The following is a 26586-nucleotide window of genomic DNA, read 5'->3' on the forward strand; positions in this document are numbered from 1 at the left end:
GCATAATATCTCGCAGAATGGTTAATTGTTCTGCAAAGACTGCTTCTTTTCGACGGTCGCCACGGTTTTCTTGCCGCGCAGGACGTCGAGGGCATAGCTGAGCTGGAAGTCGTCATACTTCTTACCCGGTGCCGGCAGAATGACCGTGACCATCTTGTCGGCATTCTTGGCATCGCCCGACAGATGGCCGGGCAGATCGGCTTCACTCGGCCGTTCCACCTTGGTCAGATTATCTTCGTCGCCCTGAGCCACAACGATGTTGGGCACAATGCCTTCGGCCTGAATCGAACGGCCCGACGGCGTGTAGTAGCGTGCCGTGGTGATCTTCAGGGCCCCGCCATTCTGGCTTAAGGGGATGACCGACTGGACCGAGCCTTTGCCGAACGACTTCATGCCGATCAGCGTGGCGCGCTTATGATCCTGCAACGCACCGGCGACAATTTCCGACGACGACGCCGAACCGCCATTGATCAGCACCACCAACGGCTTGCCACCAAGGACATCGCCCTTTTCCGCGTTATAGCGCTTGGTCTCTTCCGGCAGACGGCCACGGGTGGAAACCACCTCGCCCGAGGTGAGGAAATCATCCGATACCGCCACGGCCTGATCGAACAGACCGCCGGGATTGTTGCGCAGGTCGAGGACCCAGCCCTTCAAATTCGGACCAATCTTCTTCTTGAGTTCTTTGACCGCCTTTTCCATGTCGGAAGCGGTCTGTTCGTTGAAGCCGGTCAGACGGATGTAACCGACATCACCTTCGGCATGCCATTTGACCCGTTCAACCCGGATCACGGCGCGCACCATGGTGACGTCAAACGGCTTTTTTTCACCATTGCGCAAAATGGTCAGCGTCACCTTGGAGCCGGCAGGCCCCCGCATCTTGTCGAGCGCCTGATCGAGCGGCAGCCCCTGAACCGAAACACCGTTGACCGCGGCGATGTAATCACCCGGTTTGATGCCAGCCTTGGCGGCGGGGGTATCATCGATCGGCGAGACGACCTTGACCAGGCCATCTTCCGCCGACACCTCGATACCGACACCACCGAATTCACCGGTGGTCTGGACCTGGAAATCCGAGAATTCTTTGGCCGTGAAATAGCTGGAATGGGGATCGAGCGAGGAGACCATCCCCTCGATGGCGGCATCGATCAGTTCGCTGTCCTGCACCGGGCGGACATATTTGGCCCGCACCGTCTCGAAGGCTTCACTGAACAGATCAAGCTGGTGATAGACGCCCGCATCGCCCCCGGCACCCGCCGCCGGCAAAATGCAGAACGCGGCACCGAAGCCGATCATCGCGCAGAGGGTGGCGAACAAGAAGCGCTTCATGGTCTCTTTGCTTTCCTTGACCCGGCGTTGAAAAATGGTGCCGGATTAATACCACGCCCATTATGGCGAAGTTCTAAATACAACCTCGGCGGCTGACCTTCGCCAGCGGGCATTTTTCCCACCGGTTCACCAGCCAGTACGCGATCACCGAGGTGGACATCGATTCGTCCCAGCCCGGCCAGAACCGCATCGTAACCGTTTGCCAATTCTAAGATCAAGACTAGGCCGGTTTTCTGATAGGGGCCGGCGAACAGCACACTGGCATCGGCCGGTGCCACAACCTGAGCACCGGACAGCGTGGTGAAAGTCTGGCCCGGAGCCTCCGCCCCGCCGACACCATCGACGCCGCCCGGACGGGCATCCCCCGCGACCGGGCGGATCAGATGCTGCGTGGTGGCACCGCCCACCCCTTGCGCTGTCACGGTAACAATGCCCTGCGCCGCAGGGGTGTTACGCAGGACCGAGGTCTCGTCGAGCAGCATTTGCAAGCTGGCCGCGCGCGAAGCGGCCTCGTCGAATTTCTTTTTCAGCGTGTCGTATTGTGCCGCCGCACCAGCGGCCTGCGCCTGACGCACCGCCAGAAGCTTAGACAAATCACTTTCAGCCCGCACCATCTGCACCCCGTTAGCGGCAGCTTCACGGCGGCGGGCAATCAGGGTTTCGCGCACGCTTCGGGTGTGTTCGATCCGTTTGGCCAGCACGGCGGCACGCTTGTAAATATCGGGCAGGGTTGCGCCCATCATCATGGCGGCGCGGGCCGCCCCCAAGGCATCGTCAGATTTGAGCACCATTGCCGGGGGCAGGGTGTGTTGCAGCCGCTCCAGCGTCGCCACCAAACGGGCCACGGCCCGGCGATCCTCGGCAAAGCCCGCGGAAAGTTTGGCGTTTTCAGCGGCCAGACGCGGAATTTCGCGATCGAGGCGCATTTTTTCCGCCTCCAGACTTTGAATCCGTGCGGCGGTATCGATCAGCTTCTGATGAAGCTGCTTCGCCGCATCGGCCAGCGCATCACGACTTTTCTGGGCGTCGTCGAGCTGCGGTTTCTGCTGGGCGATCGTGCTGCGCAGAGACTGCACCTGCGTCGCCGTGCTGGGCAATTTATCGATGGCGCTGGCTGGCACCGCGCCGGAAAGATCGGGATCGGGGGATTTATCGTCTTTGTTGCGCGCAATAAGCCGCACGCCGGCAAGCTGGGCCGTCGGCGGGGTGTGATGGCGCAAGGATGCCGGCGGGGTATCGGCGGCGCCCAAAAGCACCGCCCCCGCCAGCACCGAAAGCAAAAAGGCGGAATTACGCCTTCTTGGTCTGCGCCTTGACCGCGTTGATACGGCGTTCCAGTTCAGCCTGGTCGCCGACGAATTTCGCATCAGCAGCCTTGTATTCTGCATTCAGGCGATAGGCCTTGGGGAAACCGGTCGGCAGATCGACGCCGATGATATCCTCGTCGCTGACGCCTTCGAGGTACTTCAGAAGCGCACGCAGCGAGTTGCCATGCGCCGCGATCAGAACGCGCTTGCCAGCCTTGAGGTCGGGCAGGACAAATTCTTCCCAGAACGGCATGACACGGGCCAGCACATCTTTCAGGCTTTCCGAACGCGGCAGGTCTTTTTCTGCAACATCGGCATAGCGACGATCGGCACGCGGATAGTCGGGCGAGGAGGTTTCGACCGGCGGCGGCGGCACGTCATAGGAACGGCGCCAGATCTTGACCTGTTCGTCGCCGAACTTCTCGACCGCTTCGAGCTTGTTCTGCCCCTGCAGCGCGCCGTAATGGCGTTCGTTGAGGCGCCAATGCTTCTTCACCGGCAGCCACAGGCAGCCCATTTCCTCTTCCGCGAGGTAGAGGGTGTGAATCGCACGCGTCAGCAGCGAAGTGTAGGCGATATCGAAACTAAAGCCTTCCTTCAGCAGCGTCTTACCCGCACCGCGGGCTTCCTGCGTCCCTTGTTCCGACAGTTTAACGTCGCGCCAGCCGGTGAACAGGTTGAGCTTGTTCCACTCGCTTTCGCCATGGCGGACGATAACCAGTTGATAATCCTTGTAATCCGAAGCCATACCGGTTTTTCCCGTTTTTGTTCCGGCTCTATCTAGAGCATTTTCCGGCAAAGTGCAGACCGTTTTTTTGCCGCTCCCCAGAAGCCCCTGCAAATGCCCGGTGAACCACATTCCGGTGGGGTCAGGTTTTGCCGGGAAGAATCTGCCGGGCGGCCAAACCAGACCGCACCAACCCTGTTTTATCTCACTGATATATAAAGAAAAAAACGGCCAATGCCGCGGCATGAAACTCGCATGTGGATGGGCGGGGCAAAGTGTCCCTTAAGCAGAAGGCAGAAGCCAGGCATGAACATGGTGTCGAAACAGAGTGTACGTTTCCTGTGGGTAGCCGCGATAACGCTGGCTATGTCGGTGGGCTTTGCCACACCGGCAATGGCCTATTCGCGGATCAAAGACCTGGTGGATGTTGAAGGTGTGCGCGACAACGTGCTGGTCGGCTATGGCCTGGTGGTCGGCCTGAACGGTACCGGCGATATGCTGACGAACGCGCCCTTCACCCAAAAAAGCATTCAGAGCATGTTGGAACGCCTGGGCGTCAATACCCGTGGCGACACCATGAAAACCAAAGATACCGCCGCAGTGATGGTGACGGCCAACATGGCCTCGTTTGCCGCGCAGGGCTCGCGCATCGATGTGACGGTGAGCGCCATGGGCGATGCCAAATCGTTGCAGGGCGGCACGCTGGTGGTGACCTCGCTGATGGGTGCCGATGGCCAGATTTACGCCCTAGCGCAGGGCCCGGTAATCATCAACAGCTTCACCGCTCAAGTACCGTCGACCACTTCCAACCGTAACGTGCTGACCAGCGGGCGCATCGCCAACGGGGCCTCGATCGAACGCGAGGTCGGCTATAATTTGCGCGCCGCCAAAAGCCTGAGGCTGTCCTTACGCAATCCCGACCTGACCACCGCCACGCGGATTTCTTCGGCGGTGAACACCTATATCGGGGGCGCCGTGGCCCAGACACTGGACCCGTCAACCGTCAGGCTGGACATTCCGGCCAACTATACCGGCGGGGCCACCGGGCTTCTGACCGATATTGAACAGCTGAAAGTCGAACCGGATAAGCCCGCTAAGGTGGTCGTCAACGAACAGTCCGGTGTCATCGTTATGGGCTCGGATGTCCGCATTTCCACCGTGGCGATTGCCCAGGGCAATCTGACCGTGCGTGTGCGGGAGAACCCGGCCGACCCGATGTCGCGTTTTACCGCACAGACCACCGCCGACGATAATCGCGGCCGCCGGACCATCGCCTTAAGTGAAGGTGTCTCGTTACAGCAGCTTGTCGATGGCCTGAATGCCATGGGTGTGGGACCGCGCGACGTCATTGCAATTTTACAGGCGATCAAAGCCGCTGGCGCCTTGCAGGCTGAAATTGAGGTGATCGGATGAGTGCAGATCTGAACGCCGATACCGCCAGCCTGGCGCTGAATTCCGCTTCGGTCACCAAGCCGGGCCGCGCCATCAACATGGCCGCCGCGCAAAAGGCCGCCAAAGAGTATGAGGGCGTTTTCATCTCGGAAATGCTCAAGGAAATGTATGCCGGGGTTTCAACCGATAGCGAATTTGGCGGCGGCCCGGGCGAAGAAATGTTCCGCTCGATGGTGGTCGATGAATACGGCAAGAAGATTTCCGACCAGGGCGGCTTTGGCCTGGCCAAAAATATTCTCAAGGAATTGATCGCAATACAGGAGCGTGCCTCATGATGACCGACGCGCAAAAGATGGAGCAACTGATCAAGATGGCCGAACGCATGATGGAGGCATTACAAGCCGATATTGATGCGCTAAAAGTTGGCCGCCCCAAAACCATGCGCATGAACGAGCCCGACATCCAAAAGCTGTCGATACTCTATAGTCGTGAGATCAAAACTATCGATATGGAAGCCGCCAGATCGCTGCCGCTTGAGCTGCGCCGTCATTTTCTTGCGGTGACCAAGAAGTTCCGTGAGCTGCTACAGCTCCATATGCGTTACATAAAACGTGTAAAAAACGCCTCGGAAGGCATCATCAAGGCCGTCGCCGACGATATTCATCAAAAGCGCAATGCCATGCGCACCTATACGGCACCCAAGTCGAACTACAGACCGGCCGCCAGCGCCATCGTCTATAACGCGGTTGTCTAGGTTATAGCTAAGGTTGGTTGCGGTCAGGCCAGCAAGCTGACCGCAATCGAGGCATCGACCTGCTGCAGATTGGTGTAAGTCCCGGAGCTGGAGGTCGAACTGGTCGAGCTCGTGCTGCTGCTCGAAGTCGATGTATTAATCGACTGATAGACACTCTTCAGCGTGCTCAGCACGTTCGAGATTTCCGCCTTGACCGCCTTGGCCTCGGTCTTGGTCGAGAAGGTCATGGTGGACGACAACCCCAAACCATAGGTCTTTTTTGTATCGGACGACGACGTACTTTTTACCGTGCCATCGGTCAACGTCTGATTGTCCAGCCCAAGCCCTGCGAATGCGTCAGATTCCGTATCGCTGCTTTCCAGCGTCAGGGCATAGCCCGACGTGGCAGTCAGTTTCAGCGTTTTGCCATCCGTGGAATAACTAACACTGGCTTTACCGGCGGAACCCAGGGTGTTGTTGATCTTAAGGATCAGCGAATTGAGCGTTTCCTTCGCACCAATGGTGACGGTGACGGTGCGGGTTGAGCTGCCGTTATTGACCAGAATCTTCATCGTGTCACCGGCTTTGACTGTCGAATTGTCGGTGAGCAGATTGTTATAGGATTCGGTCTGCACCGAACCGGTCGGCAGGCCCAGTGTATCCAGCACCGAGGAATTATCCTCAAGCAGTGTCACGCTGGCCCCGGTGGACGAACCGCTGGTGCCGCCATACTGCTTGGTCCAGCTGACCGCGCCGGTGCTGCTGTCAATGGCGGTAATGAAGGCGTTATTGGTGTCACTTTCGCTGCGCGATTGCCCGCTGAAGGTGCCTGTGGTGGTACCCGACAGGTACACCGTTCCGTCCGACGAAATCGCCAGAGTACCAGAGGTTTCCTGACCAGATGTGCCGACATAGGTCAGCGCCGACAGCGATGCGCTTGACCCATCGGTGCTTTGCGCAAGCTTATAAACGAAAGAGTCGCTGTTACCGGAAAGCGAACCATTGACGGTGGTCGAGCTGTCAGTGGTGAGCGCGCTGGAGCTGTTCACACTGCCCGCGATATAGACATTGCCCGACGAATCCACCGCGACGTCGCTGATGGCACCACCGGTGACCGAACCGAGATCCTGGGTCCAGGTGGCGGTGCCCGTGATATCGACAGTGCCGTCAGAGCCCGCCGTATATTTGCTGACATAGGCTTCGCCGTTTTCGACCGAAACGACATAGAGATTGCCGCTGTCGTCATAGGTCGTCGCCGCCACACTGTCGGTGCCCGAGGTGCCGTATTGCGTGGTGCTGGTAATTTTACCACTGGAATTCAGCGTTGCCAGATAAGCGTCCTGTCCACCCGAGCTGGTCGCCGTCGAGGAAACGGTTTTGTCTGTATTGCCGCCGATAGTGACATTGCCGCTGGAGTCGACGCTGACCGTCGTGGCCGCGTTATCGGCCAGACTGGAAATCTGGGTTACCCAGCTTTCGGTACCGCTATCGGTGAACTTGGCAACAAAGGAATCGTCATTCGTGGTGGCCGTAGCGTTTTCGACCAGATCAGCGGTGGTGGAGCCGACAACCACCACACCACCGGTCGGATCAAGCGCGAGATCATAGGCATCCGCACTGTCAGAACTACCCAGCAATTGCGACCACAGGAGCTGACCGGCGGAATCATATTTGCTGATGTATACGTCGTTGCTGGTGCTTTGATTGATCTCGCCATCAATGTTTCCGGTGGCGGTGCCGATGGTATAGGTGTTGCCATCGGTATCGGTGACCGCTTTGACCGCCGTTGTAGTGCCGCTGTCTGCGGTCTGATTGGTGCTGTAGACACCAGTCGTCGTTGAACCATCACTGCTCAACGACAGCTTAACCACGCGGCCGGTACTGTTGGCCTCGGTCGTTTTATCGGTGGTGCTGTTGGTAACAGACGAGGTAAGACCGGATGTGCCGGTCAGATACAGCGCTTCGCTGTTGCTGGTCGAAGACAGCGTAACATCTTCACCCGACGCATAGGTAATTCCGATGCCATAACTGTAGGTGGTGTTATTGAGTGTGTCGGTCGATTCCCCGGTCTGCTCGCGCGAGAACCGGGTCGAATAGCCGCCCGCCTTCAGTTCGTCATTAATGTAGGAAACGATGTTGCTTAAGGTCAGCGTGCCGTAATTGGCCGCCACATCAGACATGTTGATGGTGATGTCGCTGCTGGTGCCGTTTTTCGTCACCGAAATGGTGAAGCTGTCCGATGTGCTGATACCGTCGACGGCCTGATTGATATTTTCACTGGTGGCGATGGTGTTGCCGGTATAGTCGTAACTCGCCGTCGCAATACTGGCCGTGGCGGAGGCCACCGTCGAAACAGCCGCCTGCTGCAATTCCAAATTATTGAAGGTGACCGTGCTGATATAGTCTTCGATCTGTGACAGGCATTCCTGAAAGCGCGTATTATACCCCGCGATAACGCCATCCGCTGTATCTTTGCGCGACGCCATTTGCGACAGATAGGACAGGGTGTCGAGCGCACTGTAAATCGAGAAGAGTTTTTGATTATCCTGTTCCAGACGGCCAGAGTCACCCACCGCCGACGCCGGCACATTGCTGGTATCGACATAGTCCGTCATCGACAGCACGTCAGCATCGCGCTGGGTGGTGGTTTCGGTGCTACTCTCGTTCCACGGTGCGGTGCTGGTGGTTGAAGACGAGGACGAGCTGGAAGACGTCGCTTTTGCAACCGCCGAACTGTTCAGCAAAGACTGGGTCATCTTCGCCGAGTAATAGCTCAGCAATGTATCGCTGCTGATAACGGTCATAATCCGACACCTTCACACAAGCCCAATTCGGGCACGATAGAGTATAGCGTAACCTGTTATAGATTGTTAAACATTTGTCGCCGTTTTGCTGGATTTAAGCGGCCTGATGGTAAACCGCCACAGGGCGCGACAGGGGGATTTTCGATGCCTGCAGGCCCGTCCGCTTCCGACCCCAGAAAACAGTCCCAAGGCGATTTCTATCGTGAAGGGCTAAAGCTAGCCACTGGCGGCAACTATTCTGCGGCGATTGGGTATTACGAGCAGGCACTGGCACAACATCCCAATGATGAACGGGTTTTGTTTGCTCTAGCGGTGGCGGCGGATGCCATTGGCGCACCGCAAATTGCTGAAAATTTTTATCAACGTGTGCTGACCGTATCACCCGACCGACTGGAGGCGGTGGTCAATCTGGCCAACCTCTATCGGGCGCGAGGAGATTTTTCAGCCGCTAAAACCCTTCTGAGCCAAGCACTTGGCACCATACCAGCATCTCCGGAGCTGATCCTGACGCTGGGCTCGGTCCTGCGGGAAAGTGGCCACGAGGATGAGGCCGAAACCCAGTATCGTGCCGCGCTGGCTTTGCGCCCCCGATACACGGCGGCATTAGGCAATCTGGCCGACCTGCTGTCGGAAAAAGGCCAGAATGACGAGGCGCTGGGGCTGTATGAAAAACTTCTCCGGGCCGATACGCGTAACCCCCAGGCCCATCTCAACCGCGGCATCCTGCATCTGTCCCGCGGAAGCCTGACCGAGGGATGGCGCGATTATGCCGGCCGGCTCAAAATGGCGGGCCGGCCGCTTGCCGATCACAATTTACGCCGCTGGAATGGCGCGATCCGCCCCGGCCGCACGCTGCTGGTCAGCGCCGAGCAGGGGATGGGCGATCAGATTATGTTCGCCAGCGTCATCCCGGACCTGTTGGCCCGTGCGGCAGACATGGCTGTCATTCTGGAATGCGAGCCGCGTCTGGTACCGCTTTTTGCCCGCAGCTTTCCCACCGCCACCGTCCATGGCTGGGACATCGAAAACCGCGGCGGTAAAATTCTGGCCCATTATGGCTGGCTTAAAGACATCGGCGGGGCGGACAGCTTCATCGAAATAGGCTCGCTGCCGGAAATATTCCGCACAAGCCTGACAGATTTTCCCAAAACGCCGCACTATCTTACGCCTGACCCGCTTGAGACGGCCCGCTGGCACGCCACATGCGCACAGCTGCCACGCCCCTGGGTGGGGCTGTGCTGGCGTTCCGGCAAATCGGGCGGGCATCGCAACCGGGAATATGCTCCGATTGAGGTCTGGGCCGATTTTTTGCGCACCCAGCCGGGCACCCCGGTCGTGGCCCAATATGGTACGGATGCAGAGGAAATCGCCACGCTGGAACAGCTGAGCGGGCGGAAACTTTTCCTGCCAGCAGACCTCGATCAGAAGAACGAACTGGACCGCACGGTGGCGTTTTTATCCTGTCTGGATGCGGTAGTCAGCGCGCCGACGGCGGTTTCCTGGCAAGCGGCCGCAGTGGGCGTGCCGGTGTATAAAATCCTATATAACTATTCCTGGACCAGCTTCGGGACCGATCACGAACCCTTTGCACCACAGGCAAAATGCATGCGGACGGACCAGATCGGCCACTGGCCAGCGATCTTTGCCGCGACTTTGGCAGAGCTTGTAAAAATCCGGACGGATTAAACTTTAGGCCCGCTTGACGCGCACCACCACATCGACCCGCTTGACCACCGTACCGGCAGGGGGAACAAAATGGTTTTGGATGGCGATGTCCCCGACGGGAACGTCCATCAGCTCGCCTTCATCTTCACAGTAATAATGCTGATGCTCGCCCATATTGGTGTCGAAATAGCTGCGCGTGGCATCGACCACCACCTGGCGCAACAGCCCCGCTTCGGTGAACTGGTGCAGGGTGTTATAGACCGTTGCCAGAGAAACCTTGATGCCTTCGGCCAGCGCTTCGCCATGCAGGGTTTCTGCCGTCAGATGGCGATTGCCACCCCGGAATAACAGATTTGCCAGTTCATTGCGTTGGCGCGTCGGTCGTAAGCCCGTTTCCCGCAAACGCAAGGAGGAGGTGTCGGTGCTGTCGGTCATTTTTTTACGCATATTGGCCACACATCCTTGAATTTTCGCAGTTTGCCTCTTGGCTTCTATGACACTGGCAGGCCATAATTACCACCTAAGTCATGCAGACGGTTAGAACGCTTCTAACATACAACAGAGCTGAAAACCAGTCTCGCCTCAGATCATGGTTAAGTACTTGAAGGATAAGGCTAACGTGGATACACCCCAGAAAGAACGGCCGTCGAGTTTTGATTTGGCCAGCATTATCACCTGTGCCAAGGGCGAAATGTTCGGCCCGGGCAATCCGCAGCTGCCAATGCCGCCCATGTTGATGTTTAATCGAATCACCCATGTTTCAGCCGATGGTGGTGCCCATGGCAAGGGCCAGATCGTGGCCGAATTCGATGTTCATCCCGATCTGTGGTTTTTTAAATGCCATTTTGAAGGCGATCCGGTGATGCCGGGCTGCCTTGGTCTCGACTCCATGTGGCAGCTGGTGGGCTTTTTCCTCGGCTGGCTCGGCGGGCTCGGCAAGGGTCGCGCCTTTGGCGTCGGCGAGGTCAAGTTCTCCGGCATGGTGCTGCCCACCAACAAGCTGATCACCTACACCATCGACTTAAAGCGCGTAATCATGCGCCGCCTGGTGATGGGGATCGCCGATGGCACCATGTCTGTCGATGGCAAGCTGGTGTATGAAGCCAAGGATCTGCGCGTCGGCCTGTTCAGTGACAATCAGGCGGCTGCGCTTTAAATATACGTATGGCACTGAAGGTGCCGTATGATCGGATAGTGCGCCGCCTTTTGCGTAAAGCCAAAGGCGGCGTATCTGCTTAAAATCAGAGCGATCCGCCATTAAAATGAGGATTCCATGAGACGCGTTGTGGTTACCGGCATCGGTATTGTCTCCTCCATCGGCAACAATGCCGAAGAGGTCACGGCCTCGCTCCGCGAGGCGAAATCGGGCATCAAAGCCGCGCCAAAATATACGGAGCTGGGCTTCCGCAGCCAGGTCGAAGGCCGCATCGATATTGATATCGATGCCCTGGTCGACCGCCGCGCCCGCCGCTTCATGGGCGATACGGCCGCCTATGCCTTCATCGCCATGGATCAGGCGGTCAAGGATTCCGGGCTGGAAGAAAAAGACATCGTCAACCCGCGCACCGGCCTGATCGTTGGTTCGGGTGGGCCGTCGACCCGCACGCTGGTGGCTGCCGCCGATACCGCGCGCCAGTCTTCACCCAAGCGTGTTGGCCCCTTCGCGGTGCCCAAATGCATGTCGTCGACCTGTTCGGCGGTGCTGTCGACCTGGTATCAGATCAAAGGCGTGAACTATTCGATCAGCTCGGCCTGCTCGACCAGTGCGCATTGCATCGGCAACGCTGCCGAACTGATCCAGTGGGGCAAGCAGGACATCGTCTTTGCCGGTGGCGGCGAGGAACTGGACTGGACCCTGTCGGTGCTGTTCGACGCCATGGGCGCGATGAGCAGCAAGTATAACGACACTCCGGAAAAAGCCTCGCGCGCGTTCGACAAGAACCGTGACGGCTTTGTTATCGCCGGTGGTGGCGCGGTGGTGGTTCTGGAAGAGCTGGAACATGCCAAGGCCCGCGGTGCCAGGATTTATGGCGAGCTGGTCGGCTATGGTGCCACCTCGGACGGCCATGACATGGTTGCCCCCTCGGGCGAAGGCGCCGTGCGCTGCATGCAGCAGGCGCTTGAAACCGTCAAAGGCCCGGTCGATTACATCAATGCCCACGGCACCTCGACCCCAGTGGGTGATGTCGCCGAACTGGGTGCGATGCGCGAAGTGTTTGGCGAAAAAATCCCCTACATCAACTCGACCAAGTCGCTGACCGGCCATTCGCTCGGCGCCACCGGTGCACAGGAAGCGATCTATTCGTTGCTGCAGATGCAGCACAATTTCATCGCCGAAAGTGCCAATATCGAGGAACTTACCCCCGAAGCCGAAGGCATGCCGATTGTGCGCCAGCGCATCGATAACGCCAAGATCGAGCGGGTACTTTCCAACAGTTTCGGTTTCGGCGGCACCAATGCCACGCTGGTTTTCCAGCGCTATGCCGGTTGATCGGTTTCTCTTATTCCCCCCAGAGGACACATGAGCATTTCCACACTAATGCAAGGTAAGCGCGGCCTGATTATGGGCGTTGCCAACGACCATTCGATTGCCTGGGGCATTGCCCGCACGCTCGCCGCCCACGGGGCGGAACTGGCCTTCACCTATCAGGGTGACGCCCAGAAAAAGCGGCTTGCACCACTGGCCGAATCCGTTGGTGCCAAACTGGTGCTGCCCGGCGATGTTGAAAACGATGCCGAACTCGACACGGCCTTCAATACGATCAAGGCGGAGTGGGGCACGATCGATTTTCTGGTCCACGCCATCGCCTTTTCGGATCGTGGCGAATTAAAGGGCCGCTATGTCGATACTTCGCGGGCCAACTTCGCCCAGACGATGTCGATCTCGTGCTATTCGTTCACCACGGCGGCCCAGCGCGCCGCGGCCCTGATGCCGAATGGCGGCGCGATGCTGACCATGAGCTATCTGGGTGGCCAGCGCGTCATGCCCAACTATAACGTAATGGGTGTGGCCAAGGCGGCGCTGGAAGCATCGGTCAAATATCTCGCTTCCGACCTCGGCACCGACGGCATTCGCGTCAACGCGATTTCAGCCGGTCCCGTGCGCACGCTGGCCGGTGCCGGGGTGGGCGACGCCCGCACCACCTTCAAGTGGAACAAGGTGCAAAGCCCGCTGCAGATGAATATCGAGATCGACCATGTCGGCGGGGCGGCGCTTTACCTGTTGAGCGACCTGTCCAAAGCGGTAACCGGCGAGATTCATTTCGTCGATGCCGGCTTCAACGCCGTGGGGATGCCAAAGACCACATCCCTTAAGGGGTGGACAGGCGACGAAGCCTGAGCGATAAGGCCCCGGGGAAACCCGGGGCTTTTTTTATGGCCAGTTGGCCGGAAGTCGAGTGTACTGTGTTGCGTCAGTTTGTGTCAGGGCTTGCCCGCCGTTCCCCCTGGGGCCAGATGGCCGCCAAAGAAGGGCTCGAAGATTTCATCACCGAGGCACTGGATCGGTATAAAACCGCCGGACTTGATCTGACGGAATTTAACGATCTGCGCGCCCGCTATGGCACCGAAAAGGCTGTCAGCGCTTTGGTCATCGCAGGTGAGAAATTCAGTGGATTTAAGCGGTTACGCGAGCTGGGGCTGACCGATCACAGCCTGGAAGCCGCGGCCATCGCCTATCCCGACCGCTTCTCGGACCGGGTGGTGGCACAGGCGCAAACCGCCCTTTCCGCCCGCTGAAATTACCCGCCGTATAAAAAAGACCTGCGCCCGAAATATCGCGCGCAGGTCTGATTTTTTTCGCGTTGTTAAACCTGCGCCTTGGCGGCGGAGATGAAACGCTCGAACAGATAGTGTGAATCCATCGGCCCCGGCGAGGCTTCCGGGTGGTACTGCACCGAAAAGACCGGTTTGTCCTTCATGCGCAGGCCGCAGTTCGAGCCATCAAACAACGAGACGTGGGTCTGCACCACACTGTCAGGCAGGGTATCGGCATCGACGGTAAAGCCGTGATTCATCGAAACAATTTCGACCTTGCCGGTTTCCAGATCCTTGACCGGATGGTTGGCGCCATGATGGCCCTGATGCATCTTCTTGGTCTTGGCACCCAGTGCCAGCCCCAGCATCTGATGGCCCAGACAAATGCCATAAACCGGAATTCCGGCCTCGATCACGCCCTGGATCACCGGAATGGCATATTCGCCGGTCGCCGCCGGATCGCCCGGCCCGTTGGACAGCACCACCCCTTGCGGCTTCAGGCGCAAAATATCCTCAAGCGGGGTCTGGGCCGGAACCACGGTAATGCTGGCGCCCATGCTGGCCAGAATGCGTAAGATATTGTTTTTGACGCCATAATCGATCACGACAACGCGGACCGACGGACTTTCCTGCTTACCGTAGCCGCGGGCCAGATCCCATTGGGTTTCGTCCCACTGGCGCACTTGAGTGCCGGAAACGCCCTTGGCCAGATCAAGCCCTTCCAGACCGGAAAATGCCTTGGCTTTGGCCAGAAGATCCGCGCTTTCGGCCACCCCATCAGCGCTGAGCGCGCCATGCGGCATGCCCTTTTCGCGGATGCGGTTGGTCAGCGCGCGGGTGTCGATGCCAGCAAGGCCCGGAATATTATGACGTTTCAGCCATACACCCAGCGTCTGCAGGGCGCGATAATTCGACGGGTTCTGCGCATCGGCCCGCACGATCACGCCACGCACCGCAGGGGTGATCGTTTCGAGATCTTCGTCATTGGCACCAACGATGCCGATATGGGGGAAGGTGAAACAGACGATCTGCCCGGCATAGGACGGATCGGAGAGGATTTCCTGATACCCCGTCATGGCGGTGTTGAAGCAAACTTCACCAACCGCAATGGTTTCGGCCCCGAAGGCGTGGCCTTCGAAAACAGTACCATCGGCCAGAACCAGTTTGCCGCGCAAAAGCGTATCCGCCTTCGGGGAGGCGGAGTGGAGGGCTATATCAGACATGTCGGGAACCTATCCTCAGATCGGGCGGAAAATAGGCACCCGCCACCCCATGGTCAACCCCATTTACACAACAGTCCGTCACACAGGGTTTCCTTTTAGGGAGGCGAGTTTTATGGTCCGCCGTCCAAATTGCGGCATACAGGAGAGAGAAATGGCGTTGCGCGAAGCACTTACGACGGCAATGAAAGAAGCGATGAAGGCGAAAGAGGCCAAACGGCTTGGCGCCATCCGCATGATCCTGGCCGCCATTAAGGATAAGGACATCGCAGGGCGCACCGAAGAAAGCCGTGAAGGGATTTCCGACGACGAAATTCTTGCCCTTATGGCTAAGCTGATTAAATCCCGCGAAGATTCCATCGCGCTGTATACCCAGGGTGGCCGTCAGGATCTGGTCGATAATGAAACAGCCGAAATCGCGGTAATCCGCGAATTCATGCCCAAACAGATGGATGACGCCGAAACGGCCGCCGCCATCGAGGCCGCGATTGCCGAAACCGGCGCCGCGCAGCTTAAGGATATGGGCAAGGTGATGGGCGTGCTGAAGGCCAAATATGCTGGCCAGCTCGATTTCGGCAAAGCCGGTGGGCTGATCAAGGCCAAACTGTCGGGAAAATAATTAGCGCCGGCCTTACGCCACCCCAGCCTTACGCCATCCCCGTCTTACGCAACACATCCGCCAGCGGACGGCGCGGCGTAAGCGGGCCGGGCCGTTCGGCAAAGCCCAGCCGGAAGACAAAGGTGGCGTCCCAGTCCTTCCAGTCGGTCAGACCGGTCAGCGCGCTTTTGTAGAAATCCTGTCGCCCCAGCACCAGATTGCGATCCGCCATTTCGACCGGCTGGTTGAGGGGCTGGGCGGCAAGGCCAAAATGGGTGGCGGTCAGCTGGCACAATTGCCAGGCCCGCCCGGCGGTTACCGCCTGCACCACATCCATGCGATCGCGCACCAGCACCAGCCCGAACAGGGCGGCGGTCGGGATCTGCACCATGCGGGTGGCGTCGCGCCAATACTGGTTGGCGCTGTCGATGCTTTGATCGGGCAGCAATTTGGCCATAGCCGTGCGCCACGGCGTCAGCCCGGCCGCATCCACCACCACGCCATCGCGATGCTTCAGCACATCCGTCATCCCGGTGCGATACCAGTGCCCGGCATCGGCCGACATCTGGGCATCGGCGCAGAAGCGTTCGGTCGCTTCCATGATGATCGAGCTGATATCCTCGCGCCGGGCCTGCTCGGACAGCGGCACGATGCGCACATCATTGCCATAAGCCCCGAACAGAGATTCCAGCGCCACTGCCGGGATCGGCTTTTTGCGTAAGTATGGCCCGCGGTTGGTATGGCGCGCCCCGATGGTATCGAACAACGCCTTTAAGGGAGCGGCCCCGGCCTCGCCGGGTTTGAGCAGAATATGGGCGACCTCGACCGGATCGCGCGAGGCGGTTGGCTCCAGCCGCCCCGGATTGATATGGATCGACAGGCCATAGCCGTAATGGTCGGCCGCAACCTGAAAATTGGCCAGCGCACAGCCCAGCGACAAAGTCAGTTCGCGCCCGAACGGGTCCGCGGCGCCCAGATTTCGGCTGCGGTCGGCGTAAATTGAGATGCGATCATCGCCAAGGGTGAACAGCCAGGGCTGGCTGTTATGCGCATTGCTGGCCACAAGGGCGGCATGCAGGGGCCGTTTAATACCCTCGCCGGGATGGCCCATCCAGGTATCCCAGGGCGCATAGGCGGCACCATGGGTTCCGGCAAAAACCCCGCGGTCATAGGCACGCCAGCCCAGCCCGCCAATCAGCGCTGCCCCGACACCGCCGGTTATTACGCTACGTCGGCTGGGGAATTCTTTGAACAACGCCGTCATTGCGGGGGCTCACAAGGGGATCGTACGGCCAGCAACCGCATACGGACTGCCGTATGGCGGACAGAACAGCCAGACCATGGCACCCCATAAGCAAAATGCCCCGCGGGAGCAAGCCCGCGAGGCATTTTCCAAAATAAACCTTCCGCGATTAGCGCGAATAGAATTCGACGATCAGCGGCGGATTCATCTGCGAAGCGTAGGGCACATCGGCCAGCTTCGGGATACGCAGGAACTTGGCCGACTTACCCTCATCAACTTCGAGGTAATCGGGGGTGTCACGTTCGCCGCTCTTGGCCGCTTCCATCACCACGGCCATTTCACGGGCCTTGGGGGCCAGCTCAACCAAATCGCCTTCCTGAACCTGATAGGAAGCGATGGTGACGCGCTTGCCATTGACCTTGACGTGGCCATGCGAGACCAGCTGACGGGCGGCAAAGGGCGAAACGGCAAACTTGGCGCGGAAAACCAGCGCGTCGAGACGACGTTCCAGCAAACCGATCATGTTCTCGCCGGTGTCGCCGGGACGACGGACGGCTTCCTGATAATACTTACGGAACTGCCGTTCCGTGATATTGCCGTAATAGCCCTTAAGCTTCTGCTTGGCCTGGAGCTGCGTGCCATAGTCCGACAGCTTCTTAGCGCGGCGCTGGCCGTGCTGACCCGGACCATAGGAGCGCTTATTAACGGGGCTCTTGGAACGACCCCAAATGTTTTCGCCCATACGGCGGTCGAGTTTGAATTTGGCGGAAATGCGCTTGCTCATGACAGACCTGAATTTCGTTGCGGTTCTAGTGGCGCGCACTATAGTCAGGCCGAAACGCGTGTCAATAGCGTATAACACATTGGTGCGGCTTGTGTTTTTGAATCGACTACTTCTGCAAGTTGCACCATATCACAGTTAGTCGCCACATGGTTGTTGGTGTGAGCCAGTTTACAATAATCGTTGGCGGCGGCCGCGAGTAACGATATAGAACGAAGCGAAGCGCGGGCGTGGCGAAATGGTAGACGCAACGGACTTAAAATCCGTAGGGCTGAAAGGCTCGTGCCGGTTCAAGTCCGGCCGCCCGCACCACTTTTAAAAAATCCGGCAGCAGGACGCTTAAAATTTCTAAGCGCGTTACTGGATATTTAGCTCCCGGCCCCAACATATCATGCTGAAGCGGAGGGCCCCCATGCGCAAGAACCGTGTTTTAAGCTTCGTAGCCGCCACGGCTGCTCTGATGTCCACGGCCTGCAGCCAGACCACGACCGAGGCCCGCCATCTGCCGGAATTAAAGACCGTACCGAAGGTCGAGATCAGCCGCTATCTGGGCAAATGGTACGAGATCGCCAGCTTTCCCCAGTGGTTCCAGAAAGACTGCGCCGCCACCACCGCCACCTATACCTTACGGCCCGACGGCCAGATTGATGTACTGAACGCCTGCCGCAAGGGCGGTCTGGATGGGCCGCCCGATCAGGCCCATGGCCGCGCCTATGCCGTGGATAAAACCGCCACCAAGCTGAAGGTCACGTTCTTCTGGCCGTTTTATGGCGATTACTGGGTGATCGACCTGGCCCCGGACTATAGCTATGCCGTGGTCGGCCACCCCAGCCGGGACTATTTATGGATTTTGTCCCGGAACCCAACGCTGGATCAGACCACCTATGGCGGCATAGTGACCCGGCTGACCGAGCAGGGTTATGACCTTACCCGCTTAAAGCGCACGGAACAAAACCCTACCAGCCCATAATATTCCCCGATAAAAGTGCAGTCCGAACCCGTTCGGAACCACGCCATGCCCCATCCGCTTCATCTGATCGGCATTGCCGGCAGCCTGCGTCAGGCCTCGTTTTCGCGCAGCATTCTGGCCGCGATTGCCGGGCATTTGCCCGCTGGCACCCGTTATGACGCCATCGATATTGCGGCATTTCCCCATTACGATCAGGATCTTGAGGAAACGCTGCCCGCCGCGGTGGCCGAGGGCCGTGCCCGGATTGCCGCCTGCGACGGGGTGGTGATCGTAACGCCCGAATTTAACCACGGCATGCCCGGTGTGCTCAAAAACACCCTCGACTGGCTGTCACGCCCGGCCTTCAAAAGCAGCTTTCTGGCCAAGCCGGTGATGTTCATCACCCATTCGCCCGGCCCACTGGGCGGGGTGCGCGCCCAGTATCAGCTGCGCGAGGCCCTGGCCTCGATGCTGGCGGATGTGGTGCCGCTGCAGGAATTGGCGCTGGCGCAGATCGGCGACAAAATCCGCGACGGAAATTTAAGCGATGAAACCGCACTGAAGCGAGTCCACCGCCAGGTGGACAGCTTTCTGGCGCATCTGGCCGGGTAATTTTAAGCCGCCTTGTGGTACCCTCCCCCGCGGCACACGGGCGCGGCAGCGGCCCAAGCGACCACAACAAGCTGTAGGTCAGGGTTAACGAGTCCGAACATCTTGATTACCAGCCTTTTTTCACAGGCTTTTTGGACTTGGCGCTTGACCAATACGCATCTGTCGTTATAGTGCGCGCCTCTCTAGCAGACGTCCGTCTTCTGGAATTATGAACTGTTGCAAGGGTTTGACACAATGTTCGCGGTCGTACGCACAGGCGGCAAGCAATACAAAGTGGTACAGGACGAAGTCCTGTCCATCGAAAAAGTCGCGGGCGAGGCCGGCGGCACGATTGAACTGAACGAAGTTCTGCTGGTTGGCGGCGAAACGGTGAAAACCGGCGCTCCTCTGGTCGCTGGGGCTTCGGTCTCGGCTGAGATCATCGAGCAGGGCAAGGGTGAAAAGGTTATCGCTTTCAAGAAGCGTCGCCGCAAGGACACCCACCGCAAGCGCGGTCACCGTCAGTCCTTCACCAAAATCAAGATCACGGCAATCTCGGCTTAAGGATATCACGCTATGGCTCACAAAAAAGCAGGCGGCTCTTCGCGCAACGGTCGCGACTCGGCAGGTCAACGTCTCGGCGTGAAGCTGTTCGGCGGGCAGGCGATTGCTGCCGGCAACATCATCGTGCGTCAACGCGGTACCCAGTTCCATCCCGGCAGCAATGTCGGCATGGGCAAGGACCATACCCTTTTTGCGAAGACCGACGGTACCGTGGCATTCCGCCAGGGTTACAAGCGTCGCACCTTCGTATGCGTACTTCCGACGATTACGGAAGCGGCGAAGGTCGCAGCAGAGTAAGGGCGGCACGTTTACATAAGCCGCCAAATGGCGGCAAGTCTTGCGAGGGAGATGGGTCCGCCATCTCCCTTTTTCGTTTCCCTCGCTAGGGGAAAAGTTATGCCAAGACTAGAGACCAGACGTTTAGTGTTACGGCCGCCCGAATATAGTGACGCGCCGCGGTTAGCAGAATACTTGAACGACGTTGATGTCGCGCGGAATCTGTCGAGTCCGCCGCATCCCTTCACCGAAAAAAACGCTTACGACTTCGTCACCAATGCGGCCTCGCGCCGTGCCAAGGGCGAGGGGTTTCTGTTCTCGGTCCTGTTCAAGGATGACGAGGCGCTGCTTGGCACCTGTGGTCTGCGGCTCAAGGATGGTATCTTTGAGCTGGGCTATTGGGTGGCCAAACCCTATTGGGGGATGGGCATCGCCACAGAAGCGGCGGAAAAAGTGATTTCCTTCGCTTTTAACGGTTTAAAAGCCGATAGCTTGACCGCCGGGCATTTTTGCGACAATCCCGCATCGGCCCGCGTGCTGGAAAAGCTCGGCTTTGTTCGCACCGGATCAGCTATGGTTCCCAGCCGTGCCCGTGGCGGCGAATATGAAGGCTTCCGTCTTAGCCTGACCCGGGTACAGTTCGGCCAGAAGAAGGCGGCCTGATCTTTCAGTCGCCGCAATAGGACAGCAGATGAAATTTCTCGATACGGCAAAGGTTTACATTTCTTCTGGGGCAGGCGGTGCCGGCTGCATCGCCTTCCGCCGCGAGAAATACATCGAATTTGGCGGCCCCTGGGGCGGTGACGGCGGCCGGGGCGGTGATGTCTGGGCGGTGGCGGTGAACAACCTCAACACCCTGATCGATTACCGCTTCCAGCAACATATCCGCGCCAAGAACGGCCTGCCCGGTATGGGTAAAGAGATGACCGGGGCCGGTGGCGCCGACGCCGTCATCAAGGTGCCGACCGGCACCCAGATTTACGAAGAAGACGGCGAGACCCTGATCGCCGACCTTACCGAAGTGGGCCAGCGCGTCCGGCTTTTAAGCGGCGGCAATGGCGGCTTCGGCAATGCCCGCTTCAAAAGCTCGACCAATCAGGCCCCGCGCCATGCGCTGCCCGGCCTGCCCGGCGAAGAAAAAATTATTATCCTGAAAATGAAGCTGATCGCCGATGCCGGTCTGGTCGGTTTGCCCAACGCAGGCAAGTCAACCTTTCTGGCCCGTGTCAGCTCGGCCCGGCCCAAGATCGCCGACTACCCCTTCACCACCATGGCGCCGCAGCTTGGCGTGGTGAATGCCGGTGGCAGCGAGTTTGTGCTGGCCGATTTGCCCGGCCTGATCGAAGGGGCCCATGACGGCATTGGTCTGGGCGATCGCTTTTTAGGTCATGTCGAACGTTGCGGTGCCATTCTGCATCTGATCGACGGCACGGCGGATAAGCCGCAGGAGGCTTACAAAACCATTCGGGGCGAGCTGGAAGCCTATGGCGCTGGCATTACCGAGAAAACCGAGATTATCGGCCTCAACAAAATCGACGCCATCGACAAAGCCGAACTGGCCAAAAAGAAAAAAGCGCTGGAAAAGATAAGCGGTAAACCCGTATTTCTACTTTCCGGGGTGAGCGGTGCAGGCGTTGAAGAATTGCTGCACACCATACAGGCCGCCATCGCCGAACAACGCGAGAAAGAGGCAGCGGGAAACAAGCCCCCTGCGCCCTGGAGACCTTAAATGCTGACCGGAACCGATCCCTTTGCCGCCGCTTCGCTTATCGTCGTCAAGGTCGGTTCCTCGCTTATTGTTGATGCCAAGACCGGTACGGCCCGGCGCGACTGGCTCAAAAGCCTGTGCGCTGACATCGCGGGTTTAAAACGCGAAGGTAAAGACGTCATTCTGGTCTCGTCCGGCGCGGTGGCGCTGGGTCGTCATGTGCTTGGCCTTAAAGATGGCGTGCTGCGGCTGGAAGAAAGTCAGGCCGCCGCGGCCGCCGGCCAGGTTCGTCTGGCCGGTGCCTATGCCGAGATGTTCCGCGCCGAGAATTTTGCCGCCGCGCAGGTTCTGCTGACCCTGGAAGATACCGAGGAACGGCGGCGGTATCTCAACGCCCGCGCCACGCTGAAAACCCTCTTGTCGTTAAGCGCGGTGCCGGTGATTAATGAAAACGACACCGTCGCCACAGCGGAAATTCGCTTTGGTGACAATGACCGGCTGTCGGCCCGCGTCGCCTCGATGATCGGGGCCGACCTTCTGGTGCTGTTGTCCGATGTCGATGGCCTCTACACCGCCGACCCTGGCAAAGACCCCACCGCCCGCCATATTCCGCTGGTCGAGGCGATCACACCCGATATTGAACAAATGGGCGGCGGCTCGATCAGCGGCCTGGGCCGTGGTGGCATGGAAGCCAAACTGGTGGCGGCAAAAATCGCCGGCGGCGCAGGCTGCGAAACCATCGTTGCCATGGGCAAAACCCTGCACCCGCTGACCGCACTGCGTCAGGGTGGCCGCGCGACCCGTTTTATCGCCAGCACCAATCCGGCCACCGCCAAGAAGCTGTGGATTGCCGGGGTGCTGAAACCGCAGGGCGGGCTGTATATCGATGATGGCGCGGTCGCTGCGCTGCATCAGGGCAAAAGCCTGCTGCCCGCCGGGATCAAACGCATTGATGGCCGCTTTGAACGCGGCGATGCCGTGGCCGTGTTTGATGTACAGGGCCACGAAATCGCCCGTGGCCTGTCGGCCTATAACGCGACGGATGCTGAACGCATTGCGGGCAAGCACAGTGTCGATATTGAAACCATTCTGGGCTATCGCGGCCGGGACGAAATGATCCATCGCGATGATCTGGCGCTGACCGATCAGGCGGCAACCGGACAAGCCCTGGGGCGGGCTGAACATGTCGCGTGACTGCCCGGGATCGCTTTTAAGGGGGATGTTGTGAGCCAAACGCTGGAACAGGACATGCTGGCACTGGGCGTAAACGCCCGCAGCGCGGCCGCGATTTTGCGGGGCCTTAGCGACGCGGTCAAAACCAAAGCGCTCTACGCCGCCGCCGCAGCACTGCGCACCCACAAAGCCGACATCCAGACCGCCAACGAAATCGATATGACGGCGGGGCGTAAAAATGGCCTGTCAAAAGCCATGCTCGACCGGCTGGCGCTGAATGATGCCCGCATCGAAGCCATGGCCGCCGGGCTTGAAACCGTGGCCGCCTTGCCCGACCCGGTCGGGCGCGAACTGGCACGCTGGTCACGGCCCAACGGGCTCGACATTGCCCGCATTGCCACCCCGATCGGGGTGATCGGCATCATCTATGAAAGCCGCCCCAACGTGACCGCCGATGCGGCGGCGCTGTGCCTGAAATCGGGTAATGCCGTAATTTTGCGCGGCGGATCGGACAGCGCCCATTCCTCGGCCGCGATTGTGGCCGCGTTGCAGGAAGGGTTGCGTGTGGCGGGTGTTCCGGCCGAGGCCGTGCAACTGGTGCCCACCACCGACCGCGCGGCTGTTGGCCTGCTGCTGGCGGGCTTAGGCGGCACCATCGATCTGATCATTCCGCGTGGCGGCAAAAGTCTGGTGGCCCGCGTGCAAAGCGAAGCCCGCGTGCCGGTACTGGCCCATCTTGAGGGCATCTGCCACGTCTATGTCGATGCCGCCGCCGATGGCGAAAAAGCCCGCAAAGTGGTGCTGAACGCCAAGATGCGGCGCACCGGCATTTGTGGCGCGGCCGAAACCCTGCTGATCGACCGTGCTGTTCTGGCAGGCTTAGGCAAAACCCTGATCGAAGATCTGCTCGCAGCCGGTTGTGCCGTGCGCGGCGATGCGGCGGTGCAGGGGCTTGGCCTTGCCGGGGTCACCGCTGCAAGTGAAGAAGATTGGCGCACGGAATATCTTGATGCCATCATTTCGGTAAAGGCTGTGGACGGCGTTGCAGACGCTGTTCGCCATATCGAAACCTATGGCTCGCATCACACCGAAAGCATTCTGACTGAAGACGCCGCTACGGCGGAAACCTTTCTGAACGATGTCGATTCCGCCATCGTGCTGTGGAATGCCTCGACCCAGTTCGCCGATGGGGCCGAGTTTGGTATGGGGGCGGAAATCGGTATCGGCACCGGCAAGATGCACGCCCGTGGCCCCGTTGGCGTTGAGCAGCTCACCACCTTCAAATATCAGGTGCGGGGCAACGGCCAGACCCGGCCCTGATGCCATGCCCCTGATCACGCCCCCTGGCCCCATTGCCAATGGCATGCGCATCGGTCTGATGGGCGGCTCGTTCAATCCGGCCCATGACGGCCACGTCTATATCAGTCAGGTGGCACTGCGCCGTCTCGGGCTCAATTTTGTCTGGTGGCTGGTCTCGCCGGGCAACCCCTTAAAAGATCCCGCCGACATGGCCACGCTGGCCAGCCGCATGGAACAGGCCCGCACCATTGCCCGCCACCCGGCGATCCGGGTCAGTGATCTGGAGCGCGGCACCGGCAGCGTCTACACCATCGACACCCTCCGGGCACTGAAGAAACGCTTCTGTCAGGTGCAGTTCGTCTGGCTGATGGGCAGCGATAATCTGATGCAGTTTCACCGCTGGAAAAACTGGCGGGGCATCGCCGATGAAGTGCCGATTGCCGTGGTGCTCCGTCCCGGGACGGTTTTGGCCCCCCTCAAAGCCAAAGCGATGGCCCAGCTTGGCCGCTTTCGCGATACACGATTGGGGCCCGCACCCCGCTTGCTGATTTTGGATGGCCGGCGCAACCCGCAAAGCGCCACCGCGATCCGCGCCAAAGGTCTCTGGCAGAAATAGCCCGCAAATCCTCCACAGCACTTGGTTGGTGTGATGCGACCGTGTTATGGTGCCCCTAATCAAACTGCCAGTGCCAACGGAGGCCCAAACTGATCGCCAAGACCCCAAAGGCCGCCAAAACGGTCAAGAACCCCCCTGCCAAGACAACCAAAGCCGTAAAACCGGCGAAAAAGACGGCTGTAAAGGCCGCCAAAAAGGAAAAGGTCAAGGCAAAGCCCGTGGCTGTGAAGCCCGTTGCAAAAAAGGCCGCGGTGAAAAAAGCTTCTGTCAAGAAGTCACCTGCGAAGAAGGCCCCTGTCGCAAAAAAGGCTGTCACCAAAAAAAGTATCGCGAAAAAAGTGGCCGTGAAAGCTGCGCCGAAGCAGGCTGCGCTTAAAAAGGTTGCCGCGAAGAAGCCGGTCTCCAAAAAGATCGCCACCAAGAAGACCGCCCTGAAAAAGGCTGTTAAAAAGACGGTCGCAACTAAGGTTGTGAAAAAGAAAGCCGTGGTTGTTAAGAAAACCGCTGCTGTCAAAAAAACTCCGGTAAAGAAGGTCGCAAAAAAGACGGTTGCCAAAAAGGCTCCCGCCCGGAAAGTGGCTGCCAAGAAAATCGCGGCGAAAAAGACCCCGGTAAAAAAAGCCGTTGCTAAAAAAGCTGTGACGAAAAAGGTTGGGGCTAAAAAAGTCGCCACCAAAAAGGCGGTCGTTAAAAAGACCGTTGCAGCGAAAAAGCCTGTCGGCAAAGCGGTCGCGCCGAAGACTGCCACGAAGAAGACCGTCTCCAAAAAGGTCGCCACCCCAAAGCCCGCAGCCAAGGCGGTGGCTAAAAAGCTTCCGGTTAAGCGCGTCAAAAAAGTTGCGGCCCCCAAGCCGGCTCTCGCGACCCCGGAACAGGTAACAGACGATCTGATCGTCGAAACCCTGCCGGAAACCCCGGTGGTGGATCAGGCGCCCGAAACCGCGCCCGAGACCGCACCGGTTAAAACCACCCCGGTTATCACACCGAATATGCCGGTGCTGCTCGAACGCATCATCGTGTCGCTGGATGGTGACAAGGCCGAGAATATCGTTCCCATCGAACTGACCGGTCGTTCGGCCCTGTGCGATTGGATGGTGGTGGCCACCGGCACGTCGACACGCCACGTCGCCTCGATGGCCGAGCATCTGGTCCAGCGCCTGAAGGAAACCGGCTACAGCGTCCGCCCGCCGAGTGGCGTGGGTCAGGGCGACTGGGCACTGGTCGATGCCGGTGATGTCATCGTGCATATCTTCCGCCCGGAAGTGCGCACCTATTACGACATCGAGGGTATGTGGTCGGTTCCCGAACCGGAAAAGGCGCCTAAGCCGCAGCGGGCCTCCCGCAAGGGAGCCAAAAGGTAAATGCGGCTGACGATACTGGCGGTCGGATTTGCGCGTGGTACACCACAGGGCGATCTGGTGGACGATTTCGTCCACCGCGCCCGGCAAATGGGCCGCCAGCTCGGCTTTACGGCTGTAGACGTTGTCGAAGTGCCAGTCTCCAAGCACCGCGAGGAGGCAAAGCGCATGGCCGAGGAAGCCGAAAAGCTGGCCGCCCGTGTGCCGGATGCCGCCCATATCGTCTTGCTGGATGCGCGCGGCAAAGGCATGACGTCGGAAGCCTTTGCCGAGTTCATCGGGGCCTTGCGCGATGCCGGAACACAGGATCTGTGCTTTGTCATCGGCGGGCCGGATGGTCTGGCCACGTTGCCGGGCAAACATTCCGGCCGCTCGCTCGCCTTTGGCCAGCAGATCTGGCCGCATCTTCTGGTGCGCGTCATGCTGACCGAGCAGGTCTATCGGGCCATGACCATTCTGGCCGGACACCCGTATCACCGCGCCTGAAATAACCGTCT

Annotated in this window: 29 protein-coding genes and 1 tRNA gene; 21 read left to right on the plus strand and 9 right to left on the minus strand. The window is 59.1% G+C overall.

The features are described from left to right. Positions 1 to 21: 21 nt before the first annotated feature. The 3 genes from ACZ5RI_RS01915 to gpmA are packed head-to-tail and all read right to left on the minus strand — an operon-like array spanning position 22 to position 3384. Positions 22 to 1329 carry a S41 family peptidase gene (locus ACZ5RI_RS01915; RefSeq protein ID WP_464514426.1) on the minus strand — a complete coding sequence of 436 codons (1308 nt, stop codon included), beginning with the start codon at positions 1327 to 1329 and terminating at the stop codon, positions 22 to 24. Beyond that, positions 1326 to 2600, minus strand: coding sequence for a murein hydrolase activator EnvC family protein (locus ACZ5RI_RS01920; protein WP_464515524.1), 1275 nt, complete (start codon positions 2598 to 2600; stop codon positions 1326 to 1328). The genes ACZ5RI_RS01915 and ACZ5RI_RS01920 overlap by 4 nt, the downstream gene beginning before the upstream one ends. A 19-nt stretch (positions 2601 to 2619) precedes the next feature. Further along, positions 2620 to 3384 carry a 2,3-diphosphoglycerate-dependent phosphoglycerate mutase gene (gene gpmA / locus ACZ5RI_RS01925; protein ID WP_464514427.1) on the minus strand — a complete coding sequence of 255 codons (765 nt, stop codon included), beginning with the start codon at positions 3382 to 3384 and terminating at the stop codon, positions 2620 to 2622. Positions 3385 to 3669: 285 nt separating this feature from the next. On the opposite strand from gpmA, the gene ACZ5RI_RS01930 reads away from it, so the two are divergent. From ACZ5RI_RS01930 to ACZ5RI_RS01940, 3 genes are read left to right on the plus strand one after another with little or no spacing between them, the layout of a single operon-like run. Beyond that, positions 3670 to 4776 (plus strand): flagellar basal body P-ring protein FlgI, encoded by a 1107-nt coding sequence (locus ACZ5RI_RS01930; protein WP_464514428.1) that lies wholly within the window; start codon positions 3670 to 3672, stop codon positions 4774 to 4776. After that, positions 4773 to 5090: a rod-binding protein gene (locus ACZ5RI_RS01935; protein WP_464514429.1), complete on the plus strand. Its 318-nt coding sequence runs from the start codon at positions 4773 to 4775 to the stop codon at positions 5088 to 5090. Before ACZ5RI_RS01930 ends, ACZ5RI_RS01935 begins: the two co-directional genes overlap by 4 nt. Continuing rightward, a complete protein-coding gene (locus ACZ5RI_RS01940; RefSeq protein ID WP_464514430.1) occupies positions 5087 to 5509 on the plus strand; it encodes a hypothetical protein in 423 nt (140 codons plus the stop codon). Before ACZ5RI_RS01935 ends, ACZ5RI_RS01940 begins: the two co-directional genes overlap by 4 nt. A 23-nt stretch (positions 5510 to 5532) precedes the next feature. On the opposite strand, the gene ACZ5RI_RS01945 is transcribed toward ACZ5RI_RS01940, so the two are convergent. Further along, positions 5533 to 8292 carry a beta strand repeat-containing protein gene (locus ACZ5RI_RS01945; RefSeq protein WP_464514431.1) on the minus strand — a complete coding sequence of 920 codons (2760 nt, stop codon included), beginning with the start codon at positions 8290 to 8292 and terminating at the stop codon, positions 5533 to 5535. A 144-nt stretch (positions 8293 to 8436) separates the two neighbouring features. On the opposite strand from ACZ5RI_RS01945, the gene ACZ5RI_RS01950 reads away from it, so the two are divergent. Further along, positions 8437 to 9978: a tetratricopeptide repeat protein gene (locus ACZ5RI_RS01950; RefSeq protein ID WP_464514432.1), complete on the plus strand. Its 1542-nt coding sequence runs from the start codon at positions 8437 to 8439 to the stop codon at positions 9976 to 9978. A 3-nt stretch (positions 9979 to 9981) separates the two neighbouring features. On the opposite strand, the gene irrA is transcribed toward ACZ5RI_RS01950, so the two are convergent. Next, positions 9982 to 10392 carry an iron response transcriptional regulator IrrA gene (gene irrA, locus ACZ5RI_RS01955; RefSeq protein WP_464515525.1) on the minus strand — a complete coding sequence of 137 codons (411 nt, stop codon included), beginning with the start codon at positions 10390 to 10392 and terminating at the stop codon, positions 9982 to 9984. A 256-nt stretch (positions 10393 to 10648) separates the two neighbouring features. Between irrA and fabA the strand changes: the two genes are divergently transcribed. The 4 genes from fabA (at position 10649) to ACZ5RI_RS01975 (ending at position 13695) form a co-directional block, all read left to right on the plus strand. After that, complete coding sequence (gene fabA / locus ACZ5RI_RS01960) at positions 10649 to 11113, plus strand: 3-hydroxyacyl-[acyl-carrier-protein] dehydratase FabA (RefSeq protein ID WP_464515526.1); 465 nt, start codon at positions 10649 to 10651, stop codon at positions 11111 to 11113. Between the two features lie 117 nt (positions 11114 to 11230). Continuing rightward, complete coding sequence (fabB, locus tag ACZ5RI_RS01965; protein WP_464514433.1) at positions 11231 to 12448, plus strand: beta-ketoacyl-ACP synthase I; 1218 nt, start codon at positions 11231 to 11233, stop codon at positions 12446 to 12448. A gap of 36 nt (positions 12449 to 12484) precedes the next feature. Next, positions 12485 to 13297 carry an SDR family oxidoreductase gene (locus ACZ5RI_RS01970; protein WP_464515527.1) on the plus strand — a complete coding sequence of 271 codons (813 nt, stop codon included), beginning with the start codon at positions 12485 to 12487 and terminating at the stop codon, positions 13295 to 13297. Between the two features lie 35 nt (positions 13298 to 13332). After that, positions 13333 to 13695: a hypothetical protein gene (locus ACZ5RI_RS01975; RefSeq protein ID WP_464514434.1), complete on the plus strand. Its 363-nt coding sequence runs from the start codon at positions 13333 to 13335 to the stop codon at positions 13693 to 13695. A 68-nt stretch (positions 13696 to 13763) separates the two neighbouring features. Here ACZ5RI_RS01975 and carA read toward each other — a convergent pair whose 3' ends face one another. Next, on the minus strand, positions 13764 to 14936 hold the full coding sequence (carA, locus tag ACZ5RI_RS01980; RefSeq protein ID WP_464514435.1) for a glutamine-hydrolyzing carbamoyl-phosphate synthase small subunit: 1173 nt from the start codon (positions 14934 to 14936) through the stop codon (positions 13764 to 13766). A gap of 151 nt (positions 14937 to 15087) precedes the next feature. On the opposite strand from carA, the gene ACZ5RI_RS01985 reads away from it, so the two are divergent. Next, positions 15088 to 15552 (plus strand): GatB/YqeY domain-containing protein, encoded by a 465-nt coding sequence (locus ACZ5RI_RS01985; RefSeq protein ID WP_464514436.1) that lies wholly within the window; start codon positions 15088 to 15090, stop codon positions 15550 to 15552. Between the two features lie 28 nt (positions 15553 to 15580). On the opposite strand, the gene ACZ5RI_RS01990 is transcribed toward ACZ5RI_RS01985, so the two are convergent. After that, positions 15581 to 16795 (minus strand): Acg family FMN-binding oxidoreductase, encoded by a 1215-nt coding sequence (locus tag ACZ5RI_RS01990; protein ID WP_464514437.1) that lies wholly within the window; start codon positions 16793 to 16795, stop codon positions 15581 to 15583. 148 nt (positions 16796 to 16943) lie between these two features. Next, positions 16944 to 17558 (minus strand): 30S ribosomal protein S4, encoded by a 615-nt coding sequence (gene rpsD, locus ACZ5RI_RS01995; RefSeq protein WP_464514438.1) that lies wholly within the window; start codon positions 17556 to 17558, stop codon positions 16944 to 16946. A 221-nt stretch (positions 17559 to 17779) separates the two neighbouring features. Here rpsD and ACZ5RI_RS02000 point away from each other — a divergent pair. The 10 genes from ACZ5RI_RS02000 (at position 17780) to ACZ5RI_RS02045 (ending at position 24731) form a co-directional block, all read left to right on the plus strand. Next, a tRNA-Leu gene (locus tag ACZ5RI_RS02000) sits at positions 17780 to 17867 on the plus strand. Between the two features lie 100 nt (positions 17868 to 17967). Then, positions 17968 to 18525 (plus strand): lipocalin family protein, encoded by a 558-nt coding sequence (locus ACZ5RI_RS02005; protein ID WP_464514439.1) that lies wholly within the window; start codon positions 17968 to 17970, stop codon positions 18523 to 18525. A gap of 45 nt (positions 18526 to 18570) precedes the next feature. Next, a complete protein-coding gene (locus ACZ5RI_RS02010; protein ID WP_464514440.1) occupies positions 18571 to 19116 on the plus strand; it encodes an NADPH-dependent FMN reductase in 546 nt (181 codons plus the stop codon). Positions 19117 to 19350: 234 nt separating this feature from the next. Beyond that, the gene (rplU, locus tag ACZ5RI_RS02015; RefSeq protein ID WP_464514441.1) at positions 19351 to 19659 is read left to right on the plus strand and encodes a 50S ribosomal protein L21; all 309 of its coding nucleotides are present in this window, start codon (positions 19351 to 19353) and stop codon (positions 19657 to 19659) included. 12 nt (positions 19660 to 19671) lie between these two features. Next, entirely contained in the window at positions 19672 to 19956 is a 285-nt protein-coding gene (rpmA, locus tag ACZ5RI_RS02020; protein ID WP_464514442.1) for a 50S ribosomal protein L27, read from the plus strand. A 174-nt stretch (positions 19957 to 20130) separates the two neighbouring features. Then, positions 20131 to 20598 carry a GNAT family N-acetyltransferase gene (locus ACZ5RI_RS02025; RefSeq protein WP_464514443.1) on the plus strand — a complete coding sequence of 156 codons (468 nt, stop codon included), beginning with the start codon at positions 20131 to 20133 and terminating at the stop codon, positions 20596 to 20598. 28 nt (positions 20599 to 20626) lie between these two features. Further along, complete coding sequence (gene obgE / locus ACZ5RI_RS02030) at positions 20627 to 21664, plus strand: GTPase ObgE (RefSeq protein WP_464514444.1); 1038 nt, start codon at positions 20627 to 20629, stop codon at positions 21662 to 21664. A 3-nt stretch (positions 21665 to 21667) separates the two neighbouring features. Then, complete coding sequence (gene proB / locus ACZ5RI_RS02035) at positions 21668 to 22837, plus strand: glutamate 5-kinase (protein WP_464515528.1); 1170 nt, start codon at positions 21668 to 21670, stop codon at positions 22835 to 22837. Between the two features lie 54 nt (positions 22838 to 22891). Next, positions 22892 to 24136 carry a glutamate-5-semialdehyde dehydrogenase gene (locus ACZ5RI_RS02040; protein ID WP_464515529.1) on the plus strand — a complete coding sequence of 415 codons (1245 nt, stop codon included), beginning with the start codon at positions 22892 to 22894 and terminating at the stop codon, positions 24134 to 24136. 4 nt (positions 24137 to 24140) lie between these two features. Continuing rightward, positions 24141 to 24731 carry a nicotinate-nucleotide adenylyltransferase gene (locus ACZ5RI_RS02045; RefSeq protein WP_464514445.1) on the plus strand — a complete coding sequence of 197 codons (591 nt, stop codon included), beginning with the start codon at positions 24141 to 24143 and terminating at the stop codon, positions 24729 to 24731. Between the two features lie 55 nt (positions 24732 to 24786). Here ACZ5RI_RS02045 and ACZ5RI_RS02050 read toward each other — a convergent pair whose 3' ends face one another. After that, positions 24787 to 25002: a hypothetical protein gene (locus ACZ5RI_RS02050; protein ID WP_464514446.1), complete on the minus strand. Its 216-nt coding sequence runs from the start codon at positions 25000 to 25002 to the stop codon at positions 24787 to 24789. A 73-nt stretch (positions 25003 to 25075) separates the two neighbouring features. On the opposite strand from ACZ5RI_RS02050, the gene rsfS reads away from it, so the two are divergent. Both rsfS and rlmH read left to right on the plus strand, forming a co-directional pair. Then, positions 25076 to 26092, plus strand: a complete 1017-nt coding sequence (gene rsfS, locus ACZ5RI_RS02055) for a ribosome silencing factor (RefSeq protein WP_464514447.1) — start codon at positions 25076 to 25078, stop codon at positions 26090 to 26092. Then, positions 26093 to 26575: a 23S rRNA (pseudouridine(1915)-N(3))-methyltransferase RlmH gene (gene rlmH, locus ACZ5RI_RS02060; RefSeq protein ID WP_464514448.1), complete on the plus strand. Its 483-nt coding sequence runs from the start codon at positions 26093 to 26095 to the stop codon at positions 26573 to 26575. Positions 26576 to 26586: the final 11 nt, after the last annotated feature.

This window comes from Micropepsis pineolensis (assembly GCF_055392125.1).